Origin of the sequence: Paenibacillus sp. YIM B09110 (assembly GCF_037167145.1) — a bacterium.
GTDB lineage: Bacteria > Bacillota > Bacilli > Paenibacillales > Paenibacillaceae > Pristimantibacillus.
In genome coordinates this window covers 238489-260396 of the sequence record NZ_JBANSP010000008.1, presented here as the reverse complement: position 1 = coordinate 260396, position 21908 = coordinate 238489, and the positions used below count along the sequence as shown (strand labels likewise).

Sequence of the window (21908 nt, the reverse complement as noted above, 5' to 3'; positions counted from 1 at the left end):
GCACAGCAATGTGTGTAGCTGACGAATACTAATCGGTCGAGGGCTTATCCTAAAAGGCTTATATGGTCCATACAACCTATAGGCAACAGCTAAAGCATTCATTCAAAACGTTCATATTCAGTTTTCAAGGTGTAAGCATTCATGCTTACTAACAAAAACCTGAGCGCTTTATGCTTCAAGGTTTTTTTTGTGTTTTCAAACAAGCAGCGGTTGTATAATGAGTAGTGTATTTAAGCGCGGTTGTTTTTTTCGCTAAGCAGCCGTTTCAACAGCCTTGCCATGGCTGTTCTTCCATGACGAGTTGCGTAGTCTAGAGCGGTATCTCCGACGCGGTCAGGCAACTCGATCTCTGCGCCGCATTGGATGAGTACATATACGATTCGCATATTCTCATGAAGTGCGGCGGCAATGAGCGGCGTGATCCCCATCTCATTGGAATAGTTGACGTCAGCTCCTTGAAGCAATAACACTCTCACTCTGGAATAGTCATTATGAAGAACGGCTGTAAATAAAGCCTCGTCTACTTCTGCATCTCGTTGTTCGTTGCTTGCCCCTTGCATCATCATTGCCCTCTGTTCCTATGGATCTCGCTTACGAGTTGATCGACTTGCCGACACAGCTCGACAATCTCGTTATCCTGCCATAGCTCTTTATTAGCCGATAATAGAATTAGACGATTTCGGAGCTGCTCAAGCCGTTGTTCCAAAGGAATGTCCATTAAGCCACCTCATCCACTTATTGTTGCGATTAACGTAATAGTACCATTTTAGCGCAATGTAATATGCTCTGATAAATGCCATAAGTTCCATTTGCTAGAACTATTTTCGCTAGTCGAGAAGGGTTTGTGAAACTAGGCTATTCGTTGCTACAATAGAGCTAGACCTATTAACCGAAATCGATTGATAAATTGAGAGTCGGCGAAAGGCAGAAATAACGCAGGAGGACTAGCCTGATGGCAAAAAGCGAATTGGGACTTTATCTTAGAAGCGTTAGTCTGCTTCGTGATCTCATACCTGCCTTCGACAAGTATCCGTTCAATCTCAGCGCGATCCGAGAATTGGAACGACTCGACTTTCATCCAAAGGTGACTTACATCGTCGGCGAGAACGGGATGGGCAAGTCTACCTTGATGGAGGCGATCGCGATTGCACTCGGATTCAACCCGGAGGGCGGAACGATTAATTTCTCTTTCTCCACGGAAGCGACACATTCCGAGCTGCATGAATATATAAGACCGGTGAGAGGCGCATTGAGACCGAGAGACGGATTTTTCTTCCGGGCAGAGAGCTATTACAATCTGGCGACCAATATTGACGAGATGGACCGTCAGCCTGGATTTGGCGGCCGTGTCATTGACTCATATGGGGGCAAATCGCTCCATCAGCAGTCGCATGGCGAGTCGTTTTTTGCAGCGTTTCTTAACCGTTTCGGCGGGAACGGCCTTTATATCATGGACGAGCCGGAGGCTGCTTTATCGCCGCTTAGGCAGATGGCAATGCTCTCGCGCATGCATGAGCTTGTACAGCAGCGCTCCCAATTCATCATTTCGACCCACTCGCCGATTCTAATGGCCTATCCGGACTCCTATGTCTACAGCTTAAGTCCAGAGGGGATAAAGCTTACGACAATGGAGGAGACGGAGCACTACCTGATCATGAAGCAGTTTCTCAATCATAAAGAGAAGATGTTAAGAGAGTTGTTCGACGAAGAGGATTGAATTAGCAAAAGGAGAGAGACGAGATGGCATTGGAAATTGAACGTAAATTTTTACTGCAAGAAACGGTAGAAAGCTTGGTCCAGCAAGGTGAATTTCAAGTCGTTACCGAGCAGCGGATTGAACAAACCTATTTGGCGCTCGATGTGAATCAGGAGCTGCGCGTCCGTAAAATCACGGATGTGGTGACGGGAGAGCTTAGCTTCACGCATACGTTCAAGCAAGGCAACGGGCTTGCGCGCGAGGAGATTGAATACAGCATTACGGAATCGATCTATGAGCAAGTCGTTAACGCTTTTCAAGCTGTGCCGCTTACCAAAAACCGCGTTACCGCGGAATGGAACGGTATGATTGTTGAGATTGACATCTATGATCAGCTTAAGCTTACCGTGCTGGAGATCGAGTTCGAATCCGAGAGCGAAGCGCGTGCGTTCGAAGCGCCTCAGTGGTTCGGCAAGGACATCAGCGAGGAACGGCAATACAGCAATAAGACGGTATGGCGACAGTTGCAAAAGAAATAAATTCATTTAGGACACGGAGGAATCGTACCCTATGCTGCAATCGCTGTTAGCTATCCAAGCTTACCGCCACGGTGAAGCGGTCAGTCAGGATCAATATCCTTGGCTCTATTATCTCACGTCTGCGGAAGAAAGAATCGTTAATGTGGAGCGCATACGCTCGCTTGAGCAGTTAAAGAATGCTAATCCAGTGCTGGATTATGTGGAGAGAAGCTTGCGCATTCTCGATGCGAAGCCGTTATCGTATTGGATGAAGGACACGCTGGAGCAGGTGCTTGCATGGTCGGAGACGGCCAAAGGCGGCACAATCAAGGATCGTATTCTATGGCAGTCGGAAGGCATTCATATTTTTGTCCATAATAGCGGATCAGCCCAGTTGTATGAACGTTCCTTGAACGAAGGGGAGCCTAGCGGAAGTGCAGCGATTGTTGCCTCGCTTATCGAGGCGCATGGGCTGATCGGGCAACAAATTCGGGGCGAGATTCCGCAGTCCGAGGGATCTGTTCTGCTCGAGATCGTGAATAAGGGGCATCTGACGGCAGTGGAATTGGAGCAGATGCTGCTCCAGCTTAACCATTGTGTTATCGGTGCGGTAGCGCCCGAGCTATGGGATGCCGTGAGCGATGAAGTAGCCGAGCGAATTCATGAGCTGTTGATTGAGCGAACACCTAGGCTGGAGCAGATGGAAGAGAGATTGCGAAGAATGCGCACGGTGTCGATTAAGCGGGGCGAAGCGTTCAATGATCTATATGCTAAGCTCGATCAAGCTCATGGATTGCAGGAGCTTCTAGCGCCGCTAAACGAGAAGACGTTCTGGTACGCGGAGCCCGCGATGCAGGACTTCTCATTGGAGCACTTCCTGAAGGCGATCGCAATCGTCGGCCGTCATGAAGGACTCGGTGATGTGCGGCATATTAGCTTCGAGCGGCTGATGAATGTCATGTATTACGACTATCGCGGCGAGAAGAAAATTAACGTCTACAAGCAGAGAATTATCGAGAAGTATATGAATGAGCTCACGTGGAACGCGATTCGAGCGGGTCAGCTGACTCAGAGCAATCCGCATCTAAAGCATAAGCTGAATCAGAACGAAGAGCTTCTGGATACGTTGTTTGTCGAATTCGAATTTTCGGCTGCAGCGGAGAAGCTGATCGCCTTCTGTGTGGAGGCCGAGAAATCGCCGTTGTATGAGCGAGCGGTATTGCTGCTGTACGATCTGTTCGAGCTGCGCAGGGACAAGTACGACCGTTTCCACAACGAAGAGGTGTACTTAGCCGACATGAACCAAACGGCGGATTACAAAAAAATTATACTCGACTACGTCGTCGGCGATCGCGTCATTGATATCGGCCCAGGCGGAGGCGTGTTGCTTGATTTAATTGAGGAACGACTGCCTGACAAAAAAGCGATTGGCATTGATATTTCCACCAATGTTGTAGAAGCGCTGAACCGCAAGAAGCAGCTTGGAGGCCACCGCTGGGAAGTGATGCAGGGCGATGCGCTGAATCTGAAGGATTACGTAGAGCCGGGCAGCATAGATAGCGTTATTTTCTCATCTATCATTCATGAGCTGTACTCCTACGTCCCTTATAACGGTAGCAAGTTCAATTATGATACGATCGCGGCAGCACTGCGCAGCGCATATGATGTCCTCTCGGAAGGCGGCCGGATCATTATTCGCGACGGCATTATGACTGATCCTCCTGAGCTGACGAGAAGGCTCCGCTTTCTGCAACCAGATGCGGTGCCACGCCTGGAGCGTTACAGCAAAGACTTCGCAGGCCGCAAAATCGTATTTGAGAAACTCGGCGACAATGAGGTGCGCATGCCGGTTAACGATGCGATGGAGTTTCTATATACGTACACATGGGGCGAAGAAGCTTATGTGCATGAGGTACAGGAGCAGTTCGGCTATTTCACGCCGAACGGCTATCATGATTTCATTCGCCTGACGTTAGGTAGCAGCGCTAGAATAGTGACGAGCAGCCATTACTTGCAAGCGGGCTATACCGAGGCGCTGGCTGACAAGGTAGAGCTGTATGGCGAAGATGGCGCGCGTGTACCGCTGCCGGACAGTACCTGCTTCATCGTTATCGAGAAGCGAACGGGTAAGGAGTAGACAAGTGTGATGAGAAAACTCGTGTTTTTTGTAGGCGGTGCGGGGGCAGGCAAGACAACGTTGGCGAAGGGGCTGGCGTCGAGACGCGGTGCGGCTCTATTCGATATGGACACGATGCTGCGTCCCGCTGCGGTTGCTCTGATGACGCAGGCAGGATTAGACCCGGACGACCGGGATTCGGCGGCCTACAAGGCTCTCTGCCGTGATCTCGGCTATCGGATTACGATGGACGCAGCGCTGGAGAATGTAGCGATCGGGAACGATGCGCTCGTCATTGGTCCTTTTACGAAGGAGACGGACGATCCAAAGTGGATTGAGACGGAGCTCGCGAGGATCGGAGCAACGCTAAGCGATGTCGAGGTCTCGGTTGTGTTCGTCCAGCTTAAGGACGATCGACAGCATTATGAGCGAATCGCAAGGCGAGGCTTGCCGCTCGATCAATACAAGCTTATGCACTGGCAAACGTTCAGCCAAACGTCGCTCGCATCGCGGGAGCTGAAATGGAGCATTCCTGCAAGTTCCGTGCTTTATTTCGACAACTCGGGTGAGCTTAACGAGCAGACGATAGACCTGGTGGAGCAATTCGTCTATGGTGCGAAGTAGCCGTATTTGAAACAAACAAGGATGACCCTGAGGGTCATCCTTGTTTGCTTGCAGCAACGAGACTGGCGTAAAGCTCTCGCGTCTTGGCAGGGTCATTTTCGTTATAGATGATGTAGGTGTAAGGCAGTTTGATCATGATGTAAGGCGGTTTGTTTTTGTAAATGTACAGCTTAGTCTTGCCGAGAGAGTCTAACGTGAAGCTGCCTCTTGCATAAGCAGCGGTTGCCATGCCGTTCGTGCGAAAGCCCGAAGGAACGGTGTCTTCAAGCGTAATCGCGACCACATCATTCAGCGGGAAATCGAAATCGTAAGGCGAATAATCAATTGCAATACGTCCGCTATTCTCAATGCTCAGTACAGGTCCTGTATAGTCCGACTTAATGGCAAAAGCGCTAAGTGGGAGGATGATGGCCAAAGAAACGATAATCGTTCCGTATTGAATTCTTCTGCCTGTCCTAGTAGCCATATTGATTGTTGTTCCGATACCGACTCGTTTCGGCACCATGACCGACGGGTCGTTCGGATTATAATAGGTGGAGCCGTTCTGCCAATATTGATCGTCGTCGATAAGGACGCTTTGACCATCCGTATGGGCAATGTCATATGTAAGCATGGCGAGCTTGTTATGAACGAACAGAATTCCGGCCACTGGGACCAGGGAAACGAGCAAAACGCCGATGAGCCAAAATACAAAGGTCGAAGAGCTGCCCTCGGATAATATCAGGTAGCCCGTAATTGCGCAACCGCTCTCGAAGATCGCCATGGACAACCATAAAATAGACCAATACCGTCTGCCGGATGAATGGATTGCCTCGTTAACGATCTTGTTCTCGCTATACAATTTTGGCTTCATTCTCGTAAATGCGGCCGAGAGAGCGAATAAGATGGATGTTATGGCCAGAGACGCTACTCCCGTCATGCGCAGCAGCATGTCCGATTGTTGGAATGACAGGATGATGAACCCTAATGCGACAGCTATAGGTATGGCGAACCAGTAAGCAGATAATAGTGCCGCTTTTGTTAAACTGCTAATTTTTTCGTCGATCCGAACCGTACGCGGCTCGCCTATGAACCATTTGTTCTCCCTCTTCAGCATAGCGGCTCCGTGATGGACGCGGATAAAGGGCAGCCTCGATGTGTACAGAAAGACGGCTAGCCACATTAGCGTGTAAATAAGCGACAAGGAGAAGAAACTGGTAAGACCGAACAATGGAATTACTGCAAGCAAGGCAATCGTAAAGTATACAGTATACGATTGGTTGTACAAAGTTTTCAGATCGAGCAACTGCTTGTCGTCTAGTGCTTCCTGGGGAAGCGTAATCCCGAATAGGATGCTGCCATTCGGTTTATTTTGGCCAAAATAGATGAGGAGCACGATGATGTAAGTGATAAGGATCGGGATGAAAAGTATGTATTTATCCAAATATGCAAGCCTCCTGGTTATGGTTACGATGAGTTGTAGCATTTAAGCAGCCGCAAGCTTTACTCCTATTATACGAACATTTATACTTCTAGGTGCACGGTTTTTTAAGATTAAAAGTTTTTAACCACAATTAAAACGCAGTAAGGATGGGAATTAGATGGTTAGATTCGGAGTTATCGGAACGAATTGGATTACGGAACGGTTTATCGACGGAGCGCGCGAGGTTGATTCATTTCAATTAACGGCGGTTTATTCACGTACGGCGGAGCGTGCGGAGGAGTTCGCTGCCAAGCACGAAATTCCAAATACATATACAGATATAGCTGCCATGGCGGCAAGCGGAGAGATCGACGCGGTGTATATTGCGAGTCCGAACTCGTACCACGCACAGTATGCGATTGAATGTATGAAGCATGGCATTCATGTATTGTGCGAGAAGCCGATCGCTTCCAACGCGAAGGAGCTGGGCGCGATGATTACGGCGGCGAAAGAGAACGGCGTGCTGCTGATGGAGGCGCTGAAGTCAACATTCATGCCGGGTACGGCAGCGGTTAGGGAGCATTTGTCCAAAATCGGAACGGTGCGCCGTTTCTTTGCGAGCTATTGCCAGTACTCCTCCAGATACGATGCTTATAAGGCGGGCACGGTGCTTAATGCGTTTAATCCTGCATTTTCGAATGGCGCTATCATGGATATCGGCATCTATTGCATCTATCAAGTCGTAGCGCTGTTCGGCAAGCCTGATGAGGTGAAGGCGACAGGTGTTATGTTAGAATCGGGTGTTGATGGCGAGGGAAGCCTGCTCCTGAAGTATGCGGACATGGATGCGGTTATTATGTATTCGAAAATAACACAATCCTCGCTTCCTTCCGAGATTCAGGGAGAGAACGGCAGCATTCTTATCGATAAGATCAGCGAACCGGAGAAGGTCGTCATCCAGTACCGCGACGGCAGAGAGGAAGACCTGTCGCAGCCGACCTCCGGAAATTCGATGTATTACGAGGCGAAGGAATTTATCGAGTTGGTCGAAGCCGGTAAGACGGAATCGGCGATTAATTCGCTCGCAACTTCTATGCTGGCCATGGAAGTCATGGATGAGGCGAGAAAGCAGCTGGGGCTTGTGTTCCCGGCCGATTCAAAGGCTTAAATATAAGTCACTGCATGGTTGAGACTGCTCTTAGGAGCAGTCTTTTTTGCATCAATCGGTGAGCTCGGTCGATGGATGGCGTCCTGCGGAAAAAGAATAGTTTCGCGGTAACCTAACGTGTGCGAACAAGTTTATTTTAAAAATAGTTTGACAAAACCCAAATGTTGGCTTTATTATGATGAGAATCAAATGAAGGGAGGCCGACCATTATGTTCAGCTACAATCTACCTGTCGAAACACAGCATCAATTACAGCTTAATAGCTTGTCCATATCGTCGGCCTCATCGGGGCCCTCGACTGCTTTCTAATATTTCGCGCTTATTGAAATTTGTTGCGAAGTAGCAGAAGCATAGGCGTATTGAAGCCGTGGACGATGAGTATCGTCTGCGGCTTTTTTGCGTTCATTTCCGTCACAGAGAGGGTTAGAGAAGTTATGAAAGAAATGTATTATCAGCAGGTAAGCCTGCCAGCGGGACAGGTGCATGTGTATGCCGGACCCGAATTGTTCGCCGCGCTTGATTACAAAGTGTTCGAAATGGCGAACAACAATTTGCAAATTCCGAATCAATTTTATATGAGCTATACACCGGACGTTCACGTCGGAGTAGGAACGTGTATCGGAACGACTGCCGTATGGCAAGCGGAGAACGGGTATGTGTCGCCGTCTATTGTCGGCAGCGATATTGGCTGCGGCATGCGGGTGCATCTAACGAATATGCACAAGGATGAATTACGAGATATTAAGCTGCGGCGCAAGCTGGTGAAGGCGATTGATAAATATTTGCCTTCTGAAGAGCACGCAAGGGGCCACTTCTCCGATATTCGGCTGGAGCATGTGCTGAAGAAGGGATTGCATGGACTGCCGAAGAAATATGTCCCTGACGCATATACGCCGCGCAAAGCAAGCTCGCTCACCCATGTCGAGAGCAGCAAGTTCAGCTTCGATGAGGAAGCGCTGAATCGGTTTCCCGAGGTCGTGTGGCATCGCTCTCACCGTCAGTTAGGGACGCTTGGAGGAGGCAATCACTTCGCGGAGATTCAAGCGATTGAGATTGCGGAGGAGAACCGCGATATTGCGCAGAGCTGGGGCCTATTCGACGGCCAGGTTGCCGTCATGATCCATTCCGGCTCGAGGGCTTGGGGCGGATCGGTCAGCCAGTACTGCAGCAATGACATTGCGAAGATGATGCGGGCCGAAGGCATAGGCACGGCCGATCCGAATCTCGTATACGCCCCGCTGTCCCACCCGCTTGGCGAGATGTATGTGAATCTGCTTTATTCCTCGTTGAATTACGCCGTCGTCAATCGCCATCTCATAGCCTATGCCATTCGCGAGGCAGGCAAGGAAGTGTTCGGCTCGAAGTTCGAGATGAGCACGCTATACGATCTCATGCACAATTACGCATGGGAGGAGCAGCATGACGGAGCAAATTATTTCGTTCATCGCAAAGGCGCGACTCGAGCACTGCCGGCAGGACATCCTGACAATCCGCAGCCTTATGCGGCTACGGGCCATCCGGCGCTCATTCCAGGTTCGATGGGAACATCCTCGTATATTATGGTTGGCAGCGAGGGCGGCAAAAATAATTTTCATTCCATCTGCCACGGAGCGGGACGCATTCGGTCGCGCAGCGCGACAAAGCGGCTCATCACTGTAGATGAGTTCGCATCGGCCATGCGTGTCGGCGAGGAAGATGAGGTTGTCGTTAATCAGCGCTCGCTCGAGTCACTTATCGATGAGTCCCCTCAAGCTTATAAGGATGTCGATCAGATTATTGAGAGCGTCGTAGGCGCGGGGCTCGCCAGCGTAGTCGCGAAGTGCAAGCCGCTCGCAACGGTGAAGGGCGTATAGGATAGAACGAACGATTATTAATAGAAGAGAGAAGAGGAAGTGACCCTAATGACCGAAGTCCGTTATGAAATTTTGCAGCAGTTAGGCGACATAGAGCGGGAGGAAAATGTTCGAATCTTATATGCATGCGAATCGGGAAGCCGGGCTTGGGGCTTCCCTTCCAAAGACAGCGATTACGATGTGAGATTCATCTATGTAAGGCCGGTTGAATGGTATTTGTCTATATTCAGCGGCAGAGATGTCATCGAACGGCCGATCAGCGACATGCTGGACATTAGCGGTTGGGACTTGAAGAAGGCGCTTGGTTTATTCCGCAAGTCCAACCCGCCGCTGCTCGAGTGGCTTCAGTCGCCGATACCGTATTTCGAGAATAGCACGGTAGCGAATCGGATTCGAGAGATCTCGCCGTTATCTTTTTCGCCGAAATCCTGTATGCATCACTATCTGAATATGGCTAGAGGCAACTATCGAGAGTATTTGCAGGGTGAGCAGGTCAGAATCAAAAAGTATTTTTACGTGCTGAGGCCGCTCCTGGCTTGCGAATGGATCGATACCGAAGGAACGATGCCGCCGATGGAATTCGAACATCTCGTCAGGACGTATATGGCAGAGGGAAGCGAGCTTCGTACAGTCGTGGAGGAGATGCTTGCGCGCAAGAAGGCCGGAGACGAGCTCGATTACGAGCCGCAGCTCAAAGTGATCAACGCGTACATAGAGAGCAAGCTTGCCTACTTCGAGAAAACGGCTTCTGCTCATAAAGCGCCGGAGACGCTGCAAGGCGATAAGCTCGATGATCTGTTCCGACAGGTATTGAAGGAAGTATGGAACTAGAGCCAACAAGGATAGTGGATGATACACAGGAGGAGAAATAAGAGATGGCAATCGTACAACTGAGCTCGAGCAATCCTGATCTGTCGTTCGTGATTAAGAAAAATCCGAATGCGGGCATGATGCTTCGAGCTGTAAGGAAAGGAATCGCCTACGGCTGGTACAGCGAGCCATCGACGTTCCATGTTTACTTCAAGGATGCGGATAATGAGGTTTCGTTCAAAAAACACGCAAAGGACGACTTCGAATACTTGAACGTATCCCGTTACAATACACCGCTGTTCCCGCTTGCGGCGATCAATGAGTTTTTCTCGGCGCCGCTGAAGGCGCAGGATACGCGGGATGTAGAAGGTTATGAGCATACGCTTCATATTAATATGATTCATATTCATCTTGTGCGTTATATTGAGTTTTTCAATAAACATATGCAAGGCTTCAAGTTCGAAATGGAGCATCTTGCTCACAAGAGCTATTCACTTACGATCAAAACGGGGAAAAGCCTGCATCAGCTGATGCATGTCGCCAGCGTGCTTTGCTTGTTTCTAGCGTTGTTCGGCGAGGAGTATCTCGATCTTTCAGATGACTTGATCGTGAAGTATATGAAGAGCGTCCAGCTGATCGACGCGCCGTTCTACATTCGCAGCCTATTCGCCCGGAACTTCCTTTCGACAAGAGAGCGATTCAAGAAGTATAAAGCCGAGCTGGAGAAATCGGATCGTTATGCGATCAGCTTCGAATTCGGCGGTACGGCGCAGCAACGGCGAAGCTTCATCGGCGGCGTGCTGCCGTTCAATAAAGCGATCGTGGACGTCGGCTGCGGCGAAGGCTTCTACGCGATTCCATTCGCGGCGAAGATCGAAGACAGTTATTACGCGATCGATATTAACGAGCCATTGCTGGAAATCGTGCAGCGTAAGGCGCAAGCCAAAGACATTGACAATATCGCGACGTACCCGTCGATTGACCATTTTGTCGGACAATACAATGGGGAGCGAGTCGATGTCGTCATGACCGAGGTGATCGAGCATATGAGCGAAGAAGAAGCTGCCGCGCTCATTGTACAAATATGCGGGAGCGTGGACTTCGATCATTTTGTGCTGACGACGCCTAACGCGGATTTCAATACGTATTACGAGCTGGAGGACTTCCGGCATGACGATCATAAATGGGAAATGGGACGCACCCAGTTCGAGCAGTGGTTGCATCGTATTATAGCACCGCTAAGTGTAACCTGCGAGTTCGTTGCGATTGGCGACGGCGTGAATGGTGTGCGGACGACGCAAGGCGCGATTTTGAGGAAGAGGGGGGAATAGGAACAGTGGAAATAACGACGAAGGTTCATACGATATTTATGTTGATCGGATCGACGGAATGCGGTAAAACGACGTTTGCGAAGCATGTTCTTATTCCTCAGCTCGGCTTCGAGGATGCAGCGCGCGGCGTGAAGGCGAACGTTCAATATTTGTCCTCCGACGGCATTCGGCAGGAGTTGCTTGGCTATGAATACGATAAGTACGACCAAGTGATGCTTGAGGCAAGCGCTCAAGCGTTCCAGCTATTGTACGAGCGGCTGCGTATGGTGACTTCATTCCCGGTGAACGCGGACTTCGTTGTTGTCGATACGACTGGACTTGCTGAAGACTTTAGGGAAAAGGTTCGGGAAATCGCGAAAGCGAATCATTATAACCTAGAGGTTATCCTGTTCGACTACAAGAAGCGGGAAGATTATTACGCCTCAGAGCGTTCGAAGAAGCTGATTACAGCCCATATTAATCGGCTGCGCAAAGAAGTGCTCGGTTCGCTGGCAAGGGAGCAATACGGCAAGATTCATAAAGTGAGGGCGAATGACTTCTTGTCGCCGGTCGATGGCGGTGTTAATCCGGAGTATAAGGTTAACATCACGAATAAGGATGAATTGATTTCGTGCTCGTTACCGCAAGATGGCAAATACATCGTCGTTGGCGACGTGCATGAATGTGTCGATGAGTTGAAAGAACTGCTCGTTAGCTTTGGTTTCGAGCTGGATGGTAATAGGCTTATTCATACGGACAAGACTCGAAATACGAAAGTGCTGCTTGCAGGCGATTGGATTGATAAGGGCGGTCGAACGGGAGAGATTATCGAGTTTCTCTATGACAATCAAGACAACTTCCTGTTCGTGATGGGCAACCATGAGAATTTCGTCAGCAAGTATATGAAAGGCGATATCAAGGGAGTGGAGCAGGAGCTCTTGGATCACTTTTTCGATTCGACGAAGACGCTCTCGAAGGATAAGCCGCTGCTCGCCAAGTTCGACCATCTGGTCTCATTGTCGAAGTCGTTCTATCGACTGATCGGTACGCGTACGCCATCGTTTTATGTGACGCATGCGCCTTGCGAGAACAAGTATATTGGTAAGCTGGATAGCGATTCGGAGCGCCATCAACGCAACTTCCGCATTGACCGCGACAAGCCGCTCGAAGAGCAACTGCCATTCTTGAAGCGGGATGCGGTAGGCAACCATCCGTATCATCTGTTCGGCCATATTGCGGCGCAGCAGTCGTTCCGTATCAAAAATAAGATTCATATCGATACTGGCGTTGTGCAGGGCAACGCGCTAACAGGAGTCATATTGGCGCATAAACTTTTCTTCAAGACGCAGAAGGCCGGGGCGGTCATTTCGGATGAGCCATTGCCGCTTTTGTTCAAGGAGGAACGCAAAGTATCGCTGCAGGAGCTTAGCGACGAGGATTCGCGCAGGCTGCAATACATTTCGAACAATAAGATTAACTTTGTATCGGGAACAATGTCGCCTGCGGATAAGGACGAAGCTGCCGGAGAGCTGGAGTCTCTTGCGCGCGGACTGGATTATTTTGCGAATCGCGGCATTCATAAGGTCGTGCTGCAGCCGAAGTATATGGGCTCTAGATGCAATGTGTATTTGCACAGAGAGCTTGAGCAGTGCTTCGCTGTCAGCCGCAATGGATACAAGATTAATGCGGTCGATATGGCACCGGTGTATGAGGTTTTACTTGGCAAGCTCGGATCCTATATGGAGAAAAATGAGATCGAACTGCTGTTGCTTGACGGAGAGCTGCTTCCTTGGCTGGTGCTTGGCGACGGTCTCATTCAGCGTCAGTTCAAGCCGATAGGCAAGGCGCTTGAGACGGAGCTTGCTCATCTCGCCGGGAGCGGTTTCGACGAAGCATTGGGTAAGCTGCTTCAGGCTTATGAAGAAAGCGGCTTCGAGAAGGATCAGCATCATTTGGCGAAGAACGTGCTTAGCGAGAAGTATGGAGCAAACATCTACCAATCTTATAAGCATGTTGCCGATCTGAGAGGAAAGCATGTTCCGCTCCACGAGCATATTGACGCTTATGAAACGTACAAGAAGCAGCTTGAACTGTATGCCGAGGCGGGCGAGCTATCGTATAAACCGTTTGCGCTGCTTAAGGTCGTTTACCAGAACGGCGAAGAGCTGCTGCCGGATTGGCCGACTTCGGAGATGTACCGGTTCTTATCGGATGACGAATTCGTTGTGCTTGATTTGTCGGAGGCGGGGAGTTATGAGGCAGCAGAGCGCTACTTCTCCAAGCTGACGGTAGAGCAACATATGGAGGGGGTCGTCATCAAACCGGAGGAGCGGGAGGAGCGGACGCTGCCTTATATGAAGGTTCGGAATAAAGAGTACTTGTCGATCATTTACGGATACGATTATCGTTTTCCGCATAAGTACGGCAAGCTAATGAAGCAGAAGAACATTCAGCTTAAGGCGAGGACGTCGCTCAATGAGCATCGCCTCGGCAATCGGATGCTCGCGATACCGTTCGCCGATATTAACACGGCGAATGAGAGCTATAGAGCGGCGGCAGCTGAGCTGCTGTTCGAGACAGCCAAGGAGAAGGAAATCGATCCGAGGCTGTAACGATGAGAAAGCATAAAGCATTTTGCATCTCGGCTGGTCCGGGTGCAGGATGCTTTTTTTCTACGCCGGCACAATCAACCCTCGGTTGCTGATACTAACGGACACCAGAGACCCTTATGGGTTTGATTTGCGCTTTTAACTGTACTAACGGACAAATAAGCCTCTTACAGGTGTGTTTGGCAGCGGAATCGCTTCGATTGGCGCAATTAGCGTTTGTCGTGTCCGTTACGATGCAGCGGCGGTCGAATAATGGCAATTAGGGTCATTTATGTCCGTTAGCCGACTGCTCCTAATTGAGTCGCCGTAGTTTTTTTGCGTGTAACAAAGCAATATTCGCATCGCTCTCTAATTATTGGGTAATAGTAGTTAGGAAGGAAAAGGAGGGATCAAGGTGAAGCTAACGCATGAACAGCGAATACAGCTGCATGGCTTCAATAACCTGACGAAGTCGCTCAGCTTCAATATGTACGATATCTGTTATACGAGGTCGAAAGAGGAGCGAGAGTCTTACATCGCCTATATCGACGAGCAATACAATTCGGATCGGCTGACGAAAATATTGAATGACGTGTCCGATATTATCGGCGCTCATGTGCTCAATACCGCAAAGCAGGATTATGTGCCTCAGGGAGCAAGCGTAACGCTGCTTGTATCGGAAGGGCCGATTGTCGAGGTGCCGACGGAGTCGTTCGAGGAGTCGCCGGGTCCGCTTCCGAATTCGGTTGTCATGCAGCTCGATAAGAGCCATATTACGGTCCATACGTACCCTGAATACCATCCGGACGAAGGAATCAGCACGTTTCGAGCAGATATCGACGTATCGACCTGCGGTGAAATCTCGCCTCTCAAGGCGCTCAACTACTTGATCCATTCGTTCGATACGGACATTATGACGATCGATTACCGTGTGCGGGGATTCACGAGAGATATCTACGGAGATAAGCTGTTCATTGATCACGATATCAATTCGATCCAAAATTATATTCCGAAGGAAGAAGCCTCCCTGTACGATATGATCGACGTCAATATTTATCAGGAGAACGTATTTCATACGAAGTGCAAGCTGAAGCAATTCGATCTGAACAATTATTTGTTCGGCTACACGAAGGACGAGCTGACGCAAATGGAGCAAGAGGAGATTACGAGCCGCTTGAAGTCCGAGATGGACGAAATCTTTTATGGGAAAAATATAAGGAGCTGATCACAGATGACGAATGCATCCAATAATAAAACGCCTGTGTTTCCGCCGCAAAATCAAAATCGACAGCCGGGCATCGAATCGGAAATGAATCCGCTGCCGATCTATGAATGGGAAGGGTATAAGGCAGCGGGCAAACTGAAGGGGAAGGTCGCAATCATTACGGGCGGCGACAGCGGAATCGGCCGTGCGGTTTCGGTTGCCTACGCGAAGGAAGGCGCCGACGTCTGTATCGTGTATCTGAACGAGCATGACGATGCGAAGACGACGAAAGCAGCTGTTGAACGGGAGGGTGTGAAATGCCATCTGCTGGCTGGCGATGTTGGGGACGAATCGTTCTGTAAGAATGTCGTGAAGCAAACGATCGAGACGCTCGGCAGACTGGACATTGTCGTTAACAATGCAGCTGAGCAGCATGTCAGAAAGAAGCTGGAGGACATTACGGCCGAGCAGCTTCAAGCAACGTTCCGCACGAACGTGTTCAGCATGTTCTATCTGACGATCGCGGCGATGCCGCATCTGAAAGCGTCGGCCTCTATTATTAATACAGCTTCGATTACAGCATATAAAGGCAATCCGACGTTGATCGATTACTCCTCAACCAAAGGAGCAATTGTATCGTTCACCCGTGCGCTCGCCGCCAACCTCGCCGCTCAGGGCATCCGCGTCAACGGCGTTGCGCCGGGTCCGATCTGGACACCGCTTATTCCGGCTTCGTTCGACCCGCAGTCCGTGTCGACCTTCGGCTCGGACACGCCTATGGGACGCGCCGGCCAACCGTATGAGCTGGCAGCGGCGTACGTCTACCTGGCATGCGATGATTCCAGCTATGTGACCGGTCAGATGCTTCATATTAACGGCGGGGAGATTGTGAATGGTTAAATGATTATCTGAGGGAGCATGGCTTACAGAAAGCCATGCTCCTTGGCGTAATTACCCCAATGCGGCCGTCTGCCATCGACGTCGACGATGCCGAATTCATCGGACATGGTCCAGCTCGGGAATACAAGCCCGGAACGCGACATCAGATCGGTACTTGATGCCAGCGCAGCAATGCCCTTCCCGATATAATAAGGCGTCTCCGATTGGGCGAAATGGACGGCGTTAGGATCATCGCTATGGTGGAGGGCATCCTGCCAGTTGTCTTCGGTTACATTGAAGTGCTCAAGCATTTCCTCGGAACGAAGGAAGCCGGGCGTAATGGCTATTGCAGCGACACCGTGAGGCTTAAGCTCCTCTGCCATCGCTTCTGCAAGATGGATGGGCGAGATTTTCGCTAAGCTGTAGAACAGATTGCCGCGGTAACGGTAGTCAATACCATCGGTAACTTCAATAATGAGTCCTTGCCCGCGGGCAACCATGAGCGGCGCGCCGTAATAGCTCGTGATGAGATGGGACTTTACCGCACGCTCTTGCATGAGCAGCCCGTTCGCCAGCGACTGCTCCCAGAACGGCTTGCCCCATTCACTCAGCTTCTCGCCGCCCCAAATATTGTTGACGAGAATATCGAGCTGTCCCTCGCGCTCTTCCTTGATCCGTTCGAAAAGCGCTTGTACTTCCGAAGGATTCGTATGATCGACACGGACAGGAACGCCGATACCGCCGCCCGCAGTGACGAGCTCGGCCGTCTCCTCGATCGTCTCCGATCTGTTTAAATCCGATGGATTTCCTCGCATGCTTCTTCCTGTGCAATAAACCGTTGCCCCTGCTGCTCCAAGACCTGCGGCAATCCCGCGCCCGGCACCGCGCGTCGCGCCTGCAACGACTGCAATTTTTCCTTCTAGTGGCTTCATTCGGATGCTCCTCTATACATGTATTTGATCTACTGTTATTGTAGTTTAACAAACCATACATGACAGCATACTGTCATATATGTTGTTAAGCGCAAGCATGGCTTGAACGAGCAATGGTCATTTCGTTATGGTATGATTAATGGATAAAACTCGTCGTCTCTTCAGGAGACGATTGTATAAAGGAGAGATGCCAGCTATGGCTATAGCATTCGAACAGTACTTACAAAAATATGCGCAATTGATCGTCAAAACAGGCGTTAACGTGCAGCAAGGACAAGAGGTCTTCATTACCGGAGCTGTCGAGCAGGCATCCTTCGTTCGACTCGTAGCTGCCGCGGCCTACGAAGCGGGCGCGGGCAACGTACATGTGGAGTGGACGGACGACGCTTTGTCGAGACTCAAATACGAGAAAGCAGACGATAAAGTATTCACGGAGTATCCGCAATGGGAGACGGATAAACGTAATTCATTCGTCGAACGCGGAGCGGTGTTCGTCTCCATCGTGTCATCCAGTCCGGACCTGTTGAAAGGAATCGACCCAACAAGGATCGGCAATTTCCAAAAGGCTGCAGGGCAAGGCCTGCGCGAGTTCCGCAGAGCAACCCAAGCTGACAAAGTGAGTTGGACAGTTGTTGCTGCGGCGGGCAAGGAGTGGGCTGCGAAGGTGTTCCCCAACGCTGGCGGGCAAGAAGCGGTCGAGCTGCTGTGGAACGCGATATTCGACTCCGTTCGGCTGCATGCGGAGGATCCGGTGCAAGCATGGGAAGAGCATCATGAAACGTTGTCGGCGAAGAGCGACAAGCTGAATGATTATCGTTTCCACAAGCTTCACTATACGGCGCCAGGCACGGATCTTACGATCGAGCTGGCCGAAAAGCATATTTGGGTTGCTGCAGGCAGCACGAACGTGCAAGGCGTGCCGTTCATGGCGAACATGCCGACGGAAGAAGTGTTCACGGTACCTTTGAAAGAAGGCGTGAATGGTTATGTGTCGAGCACAAAGCCGCTTAGCTACGGAGGCAACATTATCGACCGTTTCAAAGTGACGTTCGAGAATGGGCGCATTGTCGGAACGGAAGCGGAAGAAGGCCAAGAATTTTTGGAAAAGCTTGTAGAAATCGACGAAGGCTCTCATTACTTGGGCGAAGTGGCACTTGTGCCGCATCAATCGCCGATCTCGGAATCGAATATATTGTTCTACAACACGTTATTCGACGAGAATGCATCGAATCACTTGGCGATTGGCAGCGGCTATGCCTTCAACATCGAAGGAGGCAAAACGATGTCTCCCGAGGAACTGATCGATAATGGCGTCAATAGCAGCATTACGCATAATGATTTCATGATCGGTTCTGCCGAAATGGATATCGACGGCATTCAGAAGGACGGCACGGTCGTCCCGATCTTCCGCAAAGGAAATTGGGCATTTTAATCAAGAACCAGGATTAGCCATATAGATGAGAGGCAGCTGCGCAACAGGCTTTGGCCGGTGCAACCGCTTCTCTTTTTTTATTTCGCATTCATGATTATTAAGAGGGGAAATGTGGAAAAACATACAAGAGTCGCACAAATGGGGGTCATTCTATATGACAAATGTCATATAGGTCTCTTGACGTTTATGACTACAGGTCATGACGATTTTTCTTTACAATGAATATTGAGGATGCCGGACGATTGAAAATACTTCATGTATCTTCCATGCGTTATATTGAGGAGTGAGTTTGCATGACAGAGCAGAAACAAGCGAACTTGAAAAAAGAAGTCGCACCTTACGAAAAAACCGAATTGAAATCGAGCATTAGACAGCTCATTAACACGATAGTGCCATTAGTATTACTTTGGTACGCTGCTTATTATAGTTTGTCCATCTCTATCCTTCTTACGCTTGCAATCGGAATCGTCGCTTCCGGCTTTGTTATAAGGACGTTCATCATATTCCATGACTGCTGTCATCAGTCGTTCTTCAAGAGCCGTCGAGCCAACGATATTATCGGTACGATAACAGGCGTCTTAACGCTCGTTCCTTATCAGCAATGGAAAAACTCGCATGCGATTCACCATGCGACGAGCAGCAATCTCGACAAACGCGGAGTGGGCGATCTGTGGATTCTGACCGTGGACGAATACGCTGCAGCGTCAAAATGGACGAAGCTGGCTTACCGTTTATACCGTCATCCGCTTGTCATGTTTGGATTAGGTCCGATTGGCGTGTTTATGGTGCAATACCGCTTCAACCGTAAAGGCGCCAAACGCAAGGAACGTTTGAATACGTATTTGACGAATATACTTATCGTAGCGCTATACGCGCTGTTAATCTGGGCTATTGGATGGAAAGCTTTCTTGCTGGTACAAGGTCCGATCTTCTACTTGTCCGGCGTACTCGGTATTTGGCTGTTCTACGTACAGCATCAATTCGAGGATTCTTACTTCGAGCATAATGATGAATGGAGTTACGTGAAAGCAGCTGTGGACGGAAGCTCTTACTACAAGCTGCCGAAGGTGCTGCAATGGATGACCGGCAATATTGGCTATCATCATGTGCATCATTTGAGCCCGAAAGTGCCTAACTATTACTTGGAGGAAGCGCATAACGCAACGCCTCCGCTGCATAAAGCAACGACGATTACGATCAAGGAAAGTCTCGAATCGCTGAAGTTCCGTCTATGGGATGAAACGGGGGGCAAGTTCGTCAGCTTCAGAGAGGTGAGAAGCCGTCTGAAACAGTCGAGCAGGGCTCAAAAAGCTGCCAAAAGAAGCTCGACAAGACCTAGCTTGCAAGGCAAGTAAGCAGTGATTGCCGATACGCCGGTATATGCTACAATACTAGCATGTAGACTACCCGGGGGCTGGCATGAGGAAAGCCTCTCTGGCTATAGGAGAATGAAGCATGATGCAGAAGTGGTATCAAATCTTTCATAAAAGCACAGGATTAAGCCCGTACGTCTGGGTCGTCCTGTGCATTCTTCCTTTTTACTTCATATTTCGTTCTTCGACGACGTACGAGATCGTCTATGGGATCTTGATGATCATCTTATTCTTCGTATGTTATGTGCTTTCCTTTGTATCAAAGGGATGGAAGCTTTACTTCTGGACGAGTATGCAGATTGTGATCTCGATTGCGATGACGCTGCTGTTCAGTTATGTGTACTTCTCGATTTTCCTGGCGCTCTTTATCGGTAACGTGCAGAACCGAATCGGATTCTTCACCTTGTATGCCGTACATTTGGTTACGACGTTTGCTACGATTAACTACGGTTTCGTATCGTCGAATCCGCTGTTCATCTCGCAGTTCCCGTTTGTATTGGTCTGCTTGATTGTCGTTATCCTGCTGCCTGTCAATACCTACAACCGGATCAAACAAGACCGCTTGCAAGGACAGCTAGAGGATGCCAATAAGCGGATATCCGATCTCATAACGTTGCAGGAGCGTCAGCGGATCGCTCGCGATCTGCATGATACGCTCGGACAGAAGCTGTCGCTGATTGGACTTAAGAGCGACTTGGCGGGTAAGCTGCTCACGAAAAATCCGGCTAAAGCGCAAGCGGAGATCAACGATGTGAGACAGACGGCCCGCACAGCGCTTAAGGAAGTCAGGGAGCTTGTGACGCAAATGCGCGGGACGAGAGTTGAGGATGAAATGTTCCGTGTGATGCAAATATTAAAGGCGGCAGAGATTGAGTTCCGCCTCGAAGGCGAAGTAAAGCTGACCGATGCGTCGCTGCTTATAGAGAACGTGCTGAGCATGTGCTTGAAAGAAGCGGTTACGAATGTGGTGAAGCACAGCAGGGCTACGGAATGTTTGGTTGCGATTGAGCCTAGGCGGGGAGAGCTGGTCATTCGTGTATATGATAACGGGATCGGGATTGCGAATACCGCGAATGCGATGAGGGGTAACGGCCTGCAAGGCATGAAGGAGAGACTGGAGTTCGTCAACGGGAGCCTGGAGATCCAATCCGTCGAAGGAGCTGGAACAACCTTGCTTATGAAGGTGCCTATCCCTATCATACAGCCTGCAAAGGAGGCGGAAGCGTGATTTCAATTGTTATTGCGGAGGATCAGCGGATGCTGCTAGGGGCGCTTGCTTCATTGCTTGATCTGGAGGATGATATGAAAGTCGTCGGTACGGCGGGCAATGGAGAGGAAGCGATAGCGCTAGTCCAGCGTCATAAACCGGATATCTGCATCATGGATATTGAAATGCCGGTGAAGAGTGGCCTGGAAGCCGCCGAAGAGCTGAAGGGTCTGGGCTGTAAAGTGATGATCTTAACGACGTTCGCGAGGGCGGGTTATTTCGAACGCGCGCTGAAGGCTGGCGTTAGCGCCTACATGCTCAAGGACAGCCCGAGCGAGGAGTTGGCTGGATCGATTCGCAGCGTCATGGCGGGCCGTCGCATCTATGCAACCGAGCTTGTAGACGAGGCTTACGGCGGCCAAGACAATAATCCGCTTACCGAGCGCGAGAAGGAAGTGCTAGGACTCGTCGCGGACGGCAAGAACACGAAGGAAATTGCGAGCGAGCTGTTCATCACGACAGGAACGGTCCGCAACTATATATCGGTTATCCTTGATAAGCTTGGGGTTAACAACCGGATTGAGGCGATCACCCGCTTCAAGGAGAAGGGCTGGTTTAAGTAAAAGCATAGGGTAAGTCGATGGCAGGACTGGAGCAAAAGCTCTGGTTCTGCTATTTTTTTATCATTCAGATACGTTTCTTACAAATTTATATAATTCTACTAATCGTTATAGTATAATTCTTGTAATTAATAATAGGTTGCCTAACTATAATCTAGCTTCAAAAGGATGGGATAA

19 protein-coding genes are annotated in these 21908 nt (G+C 49.9%); 15 read left to right on the top strand and 4 right to left on the bottom strand.

The genetic code is table 11. From position 1 onward, the window contains the following. Positions 1 to 230: 230 nt before the first annotated feature. Together V8F51_RS14935 and V8F51_RS14930 are read right to left on the bottom strand one after the other, a co-directional pair. On the bottom strand, positions 231 to 566 hold the full coding sequence (locus V8F51_RS14935) for an ankyrin repeat domain-containing protein (RefSeq protein ID WP_337101072.1): 336 nt from the start codon (positions 564 to 566) through the stop codon (positions 231 to 233). Continuing rightward, the gene (locus V8F51_RS14930; RefSeq protein ID WP_337101071.1) at positions 563 to 718 is read right to left on the bottom strand and encodes a Spo0E family sporulation regulatory protein-aspartic acid phosphatase; all 156 of its coding nucleotides are present in this window, start codon (positions 716 to 718) and stop codon (positions 563 to 565) included. Before V8F51_RS14930 ends, V8F51_RS14935 begins: the two co-directional genes overlap by 4 nt. A 234-nt stretch (positions 719 to 952) precedes the next feature. On the opposite strand from V8F51_RS14930, the gene V8F51_RS14925 reads away from it, so the two are divergent. From V8F51_RS14925 to V8F51_RS14910, 4 genes are read left to right on the top strand one after another with little or no spacing between them, the layout of a single operon-like run. Next, positions 953 to 1717 (top strand): AAA family ATPase, encoded by a 765-nt coding sequence (locus V8F51_RS14925; protein WP_337101070.1) that lies wholly within the window; start codon positions 953 to 955, stop codon positions 1715 to 1717. A 23-nt stretch (positions 1718 to 1740) separates the two neighbouring features. After that, positions 1741 to 2235, top strand: a complete 495-nt coding sequence (locus V8F51_RS14920) for a CYTH domain-containing protein (protein WP_337101069.1) — start codon at positions 1741 to 1743, stop codon at positions 2233 to 2235. Between the two features lie 31 nt (positions 2236 to 2266). Next, on the top strand, positions 2267 to 4351 hold the full coding sequence (locus V8F51_RS14915) for a class I SAM-dependent methyltransferase (protein WP_337101068.1): 2085 nt from the start codon (positions 2267 to 2269) through the stop codon (positions 4349 to 4351). 9 nt (positions 4352 to 4360) lie between these two features. Next, the gene (locus V8F51_RS14910; RefSeq protein ID WP_337101083.1) at positions 4361 to 4954 is read left to right on the top strand and encodes an AAA family ATPase; all 594 of its coding nucleotides are present in this window, start codon (positions 4361 to 4363) and stop codon (positions 4952 to 4954) included. Between the two features lie 34 nt (positions 4955 to 4988). On the opposite strand, the gene V8F51_RS14905 is transcribed toward V8F51_RS14910, so the two are convergent. Then, complete coding sequence (locus tag V8F51_RS14905; RefSeq protein WP_337101067.1) at positions 4989 to 6377, bottom strand: DUF5808 domain-containing protein; 1389 nt, start codon at positions 6375 to 6377, stop codon at positions 4989 to 4991. Between the two features lie 157 nt (positions 6378 to 6534). Here V8F51_RS14905 and V8F51_RS14900 point away from each other — a divergent pair, with 157 nt between their 5' ends. The 7 genes from V8F51_RS14900 (at position 6535) to V8F51_RS14870 (ending at position 16188) form a co-directional block, all read left to right on the top strand. Continuing rightward, positions 6535 to 7524 (top strand): Gfo/Idh/MocA family protein, encoded by a 990-nt coding sequence (locus V8F51_RS14900; RefSeq protein WP_337101066.1) that lies wholly within the window; start codon positions 6535 to 6537, stop codon positions 7522 to 7524. 433 nt (positions 7525 to 7957) lie between these two features. Further along, positions 7958 to 9376, top strand: a complete 1419-nt coding sequence (locus tag V8F51_RS14895; RefSeq protein WP_337101065.1) for an RtcB family protein — start codon at positions 7958 to 7960, stop codon at positions 9374 to 9376. Positions 9377 to 9424: 48 nt separating this feature from the next. Next, on the top strand, positions 9425 to 10207 hold the full coding sequence (locus tag V8F51_RS14890) for a nucleotidyltransferase domain-containing protein (RefSeq protein WP_337101064.1): 783 nt from the start codon (positions 9425 to 9427) through the stop codon (positions 10205 to 10207). A gap of 44 nt (positions 10208 to 10251) precedes the next feature. Then, positions 10252 to 11517 (top strand): class I SAM-dependent methyltransferase, encoded by a 1266-nt coding sequence (locus V8F51_RS14885; RefSeq protein WP_337101063.1) that lies wholly within the window; start codon positions 10252 to 10254, stop codon positions 11515 to 11517. A 5-nt stretch (positions 11518 to 11522) separates the two neighbouring features. After that, entirely contained in the window at positions 11523 to 14108 is a 2586-nt protein-coding gene (locus V8F51_RS14880) for a metallophosphoesterase (RefSeq protein ID WP_337101062.1), read from the top strand. A 391-nt stretch (positions 14109 to 14499) separates the two neighbouring features. After that, on the top strand, positions 14500 to 15309 hold the full coding sequence (gene speD / locus V8F51_RS14875) for an adenosylmethionine decarboxylase (protein ID WP_337101061.1): 810 nt from the start codon (positions 14500 to 14502) through the stop codon (positions 15307 to 15309). A 6-nt stretch (positions 15310 to 15315) separates the two neighbouring features. Then, on the top strand, positions 15316 to 16188 hold the full coding sequence (locus V8F51_RS14870) for an SDR family oxidoreductase (RefSeq protein WP_337101060.1): 873 nt from the start codon (positions 15316 to 15318) through the stop codon (positions 16186 to 16188). A gap of 23 nt (positions 16189 to 16211) precedes the next feature. Here the strand turns inward: V8F51_RS14870 and V8F51_RS14865 are convergent, their stop codons facing one another. Beyond that, on the bottom strand, positions 16212 to 17099 hold the full coding sequence (locus V8F51_RS14865) for an SDR family oxidoreductase (RefSeq protein ID WP_337101059.1): 888 nt from the start codon (positions 17097 to 17099) through the stop codon (positions 16212 to 16214). 196 nt (positions 17100 to 17295) lie between these two features. Between V8F51_RS14865 and V8F51_RS14860 the strand changes: the two genes are divergently transcribed. The 4 genes from V8F51_RS14860 to V8F51_RS14845 all read left to right on the top strand — a co-directional run bounded on the left by V8F51_RS14860 (position 17296) and on the right by V8F51_RS14845 (position 21734). Further along, positions 17296 to 18531 carry an aminopeptidase gene (locus V8F51_RS14860; protein ID WP_337101058.1) on the top strand — a complete coding sequence of 412 codons (1236 nt, stop codon included), beginning with the start codon at positions 17296 to 17298 and terminating at the stop codon, positions 18529 to 18531. Positions 18532 to 18824: 293 nt separating this feature from the next. Further along, entirely contained in the window at positions 18825 to 19886 is a 1062-nt protein-coding gene (locus tag V8F51_RS14855) for a fatty acid desaturase (protein WP_337101057.1), read from the top strand. Positions 19887 to 19989: 103 nt separating this feature from the next. Beyond that, complete coding sequence (locus V8F51_RS14850; RefSeq protein ID WP_337101082.1) at positions 19990 to 21132, top strand: sensor histidine kinase; 1143 nt, start codon at positions 19990 to 19992, stop codon at positions 21130 to 21132. Beyond that, positions 21129 to 21734: a response regulator transcription factor gene (locus V8F51_RS14845; protein ID WP_337101056.1), complete on the top strand. Its 606-nt coding sequence runs from the start codon at positions 21129 to 21131 to the stop codon at positions 21732 to 21734. The genes V8F51_RS14850 and V8F51_RS14845 overlap by 4 nt, the downstream gene beginning before the upstream one ends. The last annotated feature ends 174 nt before the right edge of the window (positions 21735 to 21908 follow it).

What these genes read in the sequence shown, in the direction of transcription:
- V8F51_RS14935 (WP_337101072.1), bottom strand. Translation starts at nt 566, where the DNA reads ATGATGATGCAAGGGGCAAGCAACGAACAACGAGATGCAGAAGTAGAC.
- V8F51_RS14930 (WP_337101071.1), bottom strand. Translation starts at nt 718, where the DNA reads ATGGACATTCCTTTGGAACAACGGCTTGAGCAGCTCCGAAATCGTCTA.
- V8F51_RS14925 (WP_337101070.1), top strand. Translation starts at nt 953, where the DNA reads ATGGCAAAAAGCGAATTGGGACTTTATCTTAGAAGCGTTAGTCTGCTT.
- V8F51_RS14920 (WP_337101069.1), top strand. Translation starts at nt 1,741, where the DNA reads ATGGCATTGGAAATTGAACGTAAATTTTTACTGCAAGAAACGGTAGAA.
- V8F51_RS14915 (WP_337101068.1), top strand. Translation starts at nt 2,267, where the DNA reads ATGCTGCAATCGCTGTTAGCTATCCAAGCTTACCGCCACGGTGAAGCG.
- V8F51_RS14910 (WP_337101083.1), top strand. Translation starts at nt 4,361, where the DNA reads ATGAGAAAACTCGTGTTTTTTGTAGGCGGTGCGGGGGCAGGCAAGACA.
- V8F51_RS14900 (WP_337101066.1), top strand. Translation starts at nt 6,535, where the DNA reads ATGGTTAGATTCGGAGTTATCGGAACGAATTGGATTACGGAACGGTTT.
- V8F51_RS14895 (WP_337101065.1), top strand. Translation starts at nt 7,958, where the DNA reads ATGAAAGAAATGTATTATCAGCAGGTAAGCCTGCCAGCGGGACAGGTG.
- V8F51_RS14890 (WP_337101064.1), top strand. Translation starts at nt 9,425, where the DNA reads ATGACCGAAGTCCGTTATGAAATTTTGCAGCAGTTAGGCGACATAGAG.
- V8F51_RS14885 (WP_337101063.1), top strand. Translation starts at nt 10,252, where the DNA reads ATGGCAATCGTACAACTGAGCTCGAGCAATCCTGATCTGTCGTTCGTG.
- V8F51_RS14870 (WP_337101060.1), top strand. Translation starts at nt 15,316, where the DNA reads ATGACGAATGCATCCAATAATAAAACGCCTGTGTTTCCGCCGCAAAAT.
- V8F51_RS14865 (WP_337101059.1), bottom strand. Translation starts at nt 17,099, where the DNA reads ATGAAGCCACTAGAAGGAAAAATTGCAGTCGTTGCAGGCGCGACGCGC.
- V8F51_RS14860 (WP_337101058.1), top strand. Translation starts at nt 17,296, where the DNA reads ATGGCTATAGCATTCGAACAGTACTTACAAAAATATGCGCAATTGATC.
- V8F51_RS14855 (WP_337101057.1), top strand. Translation starts at nt 18,825, where the DNA reads ATGACAGAGCAGAAACAAGCGAACTTGAAAAAAGAAGTCGCACCTTAC.
- V8F51_RS14850 (WP_337101082.1), top strand. Translation starts at nt 19,990, where the DNA reads ATGCAGAAGTGGTATCAAATCTTTCATAAAAGCACAGGATTAAGCCCG.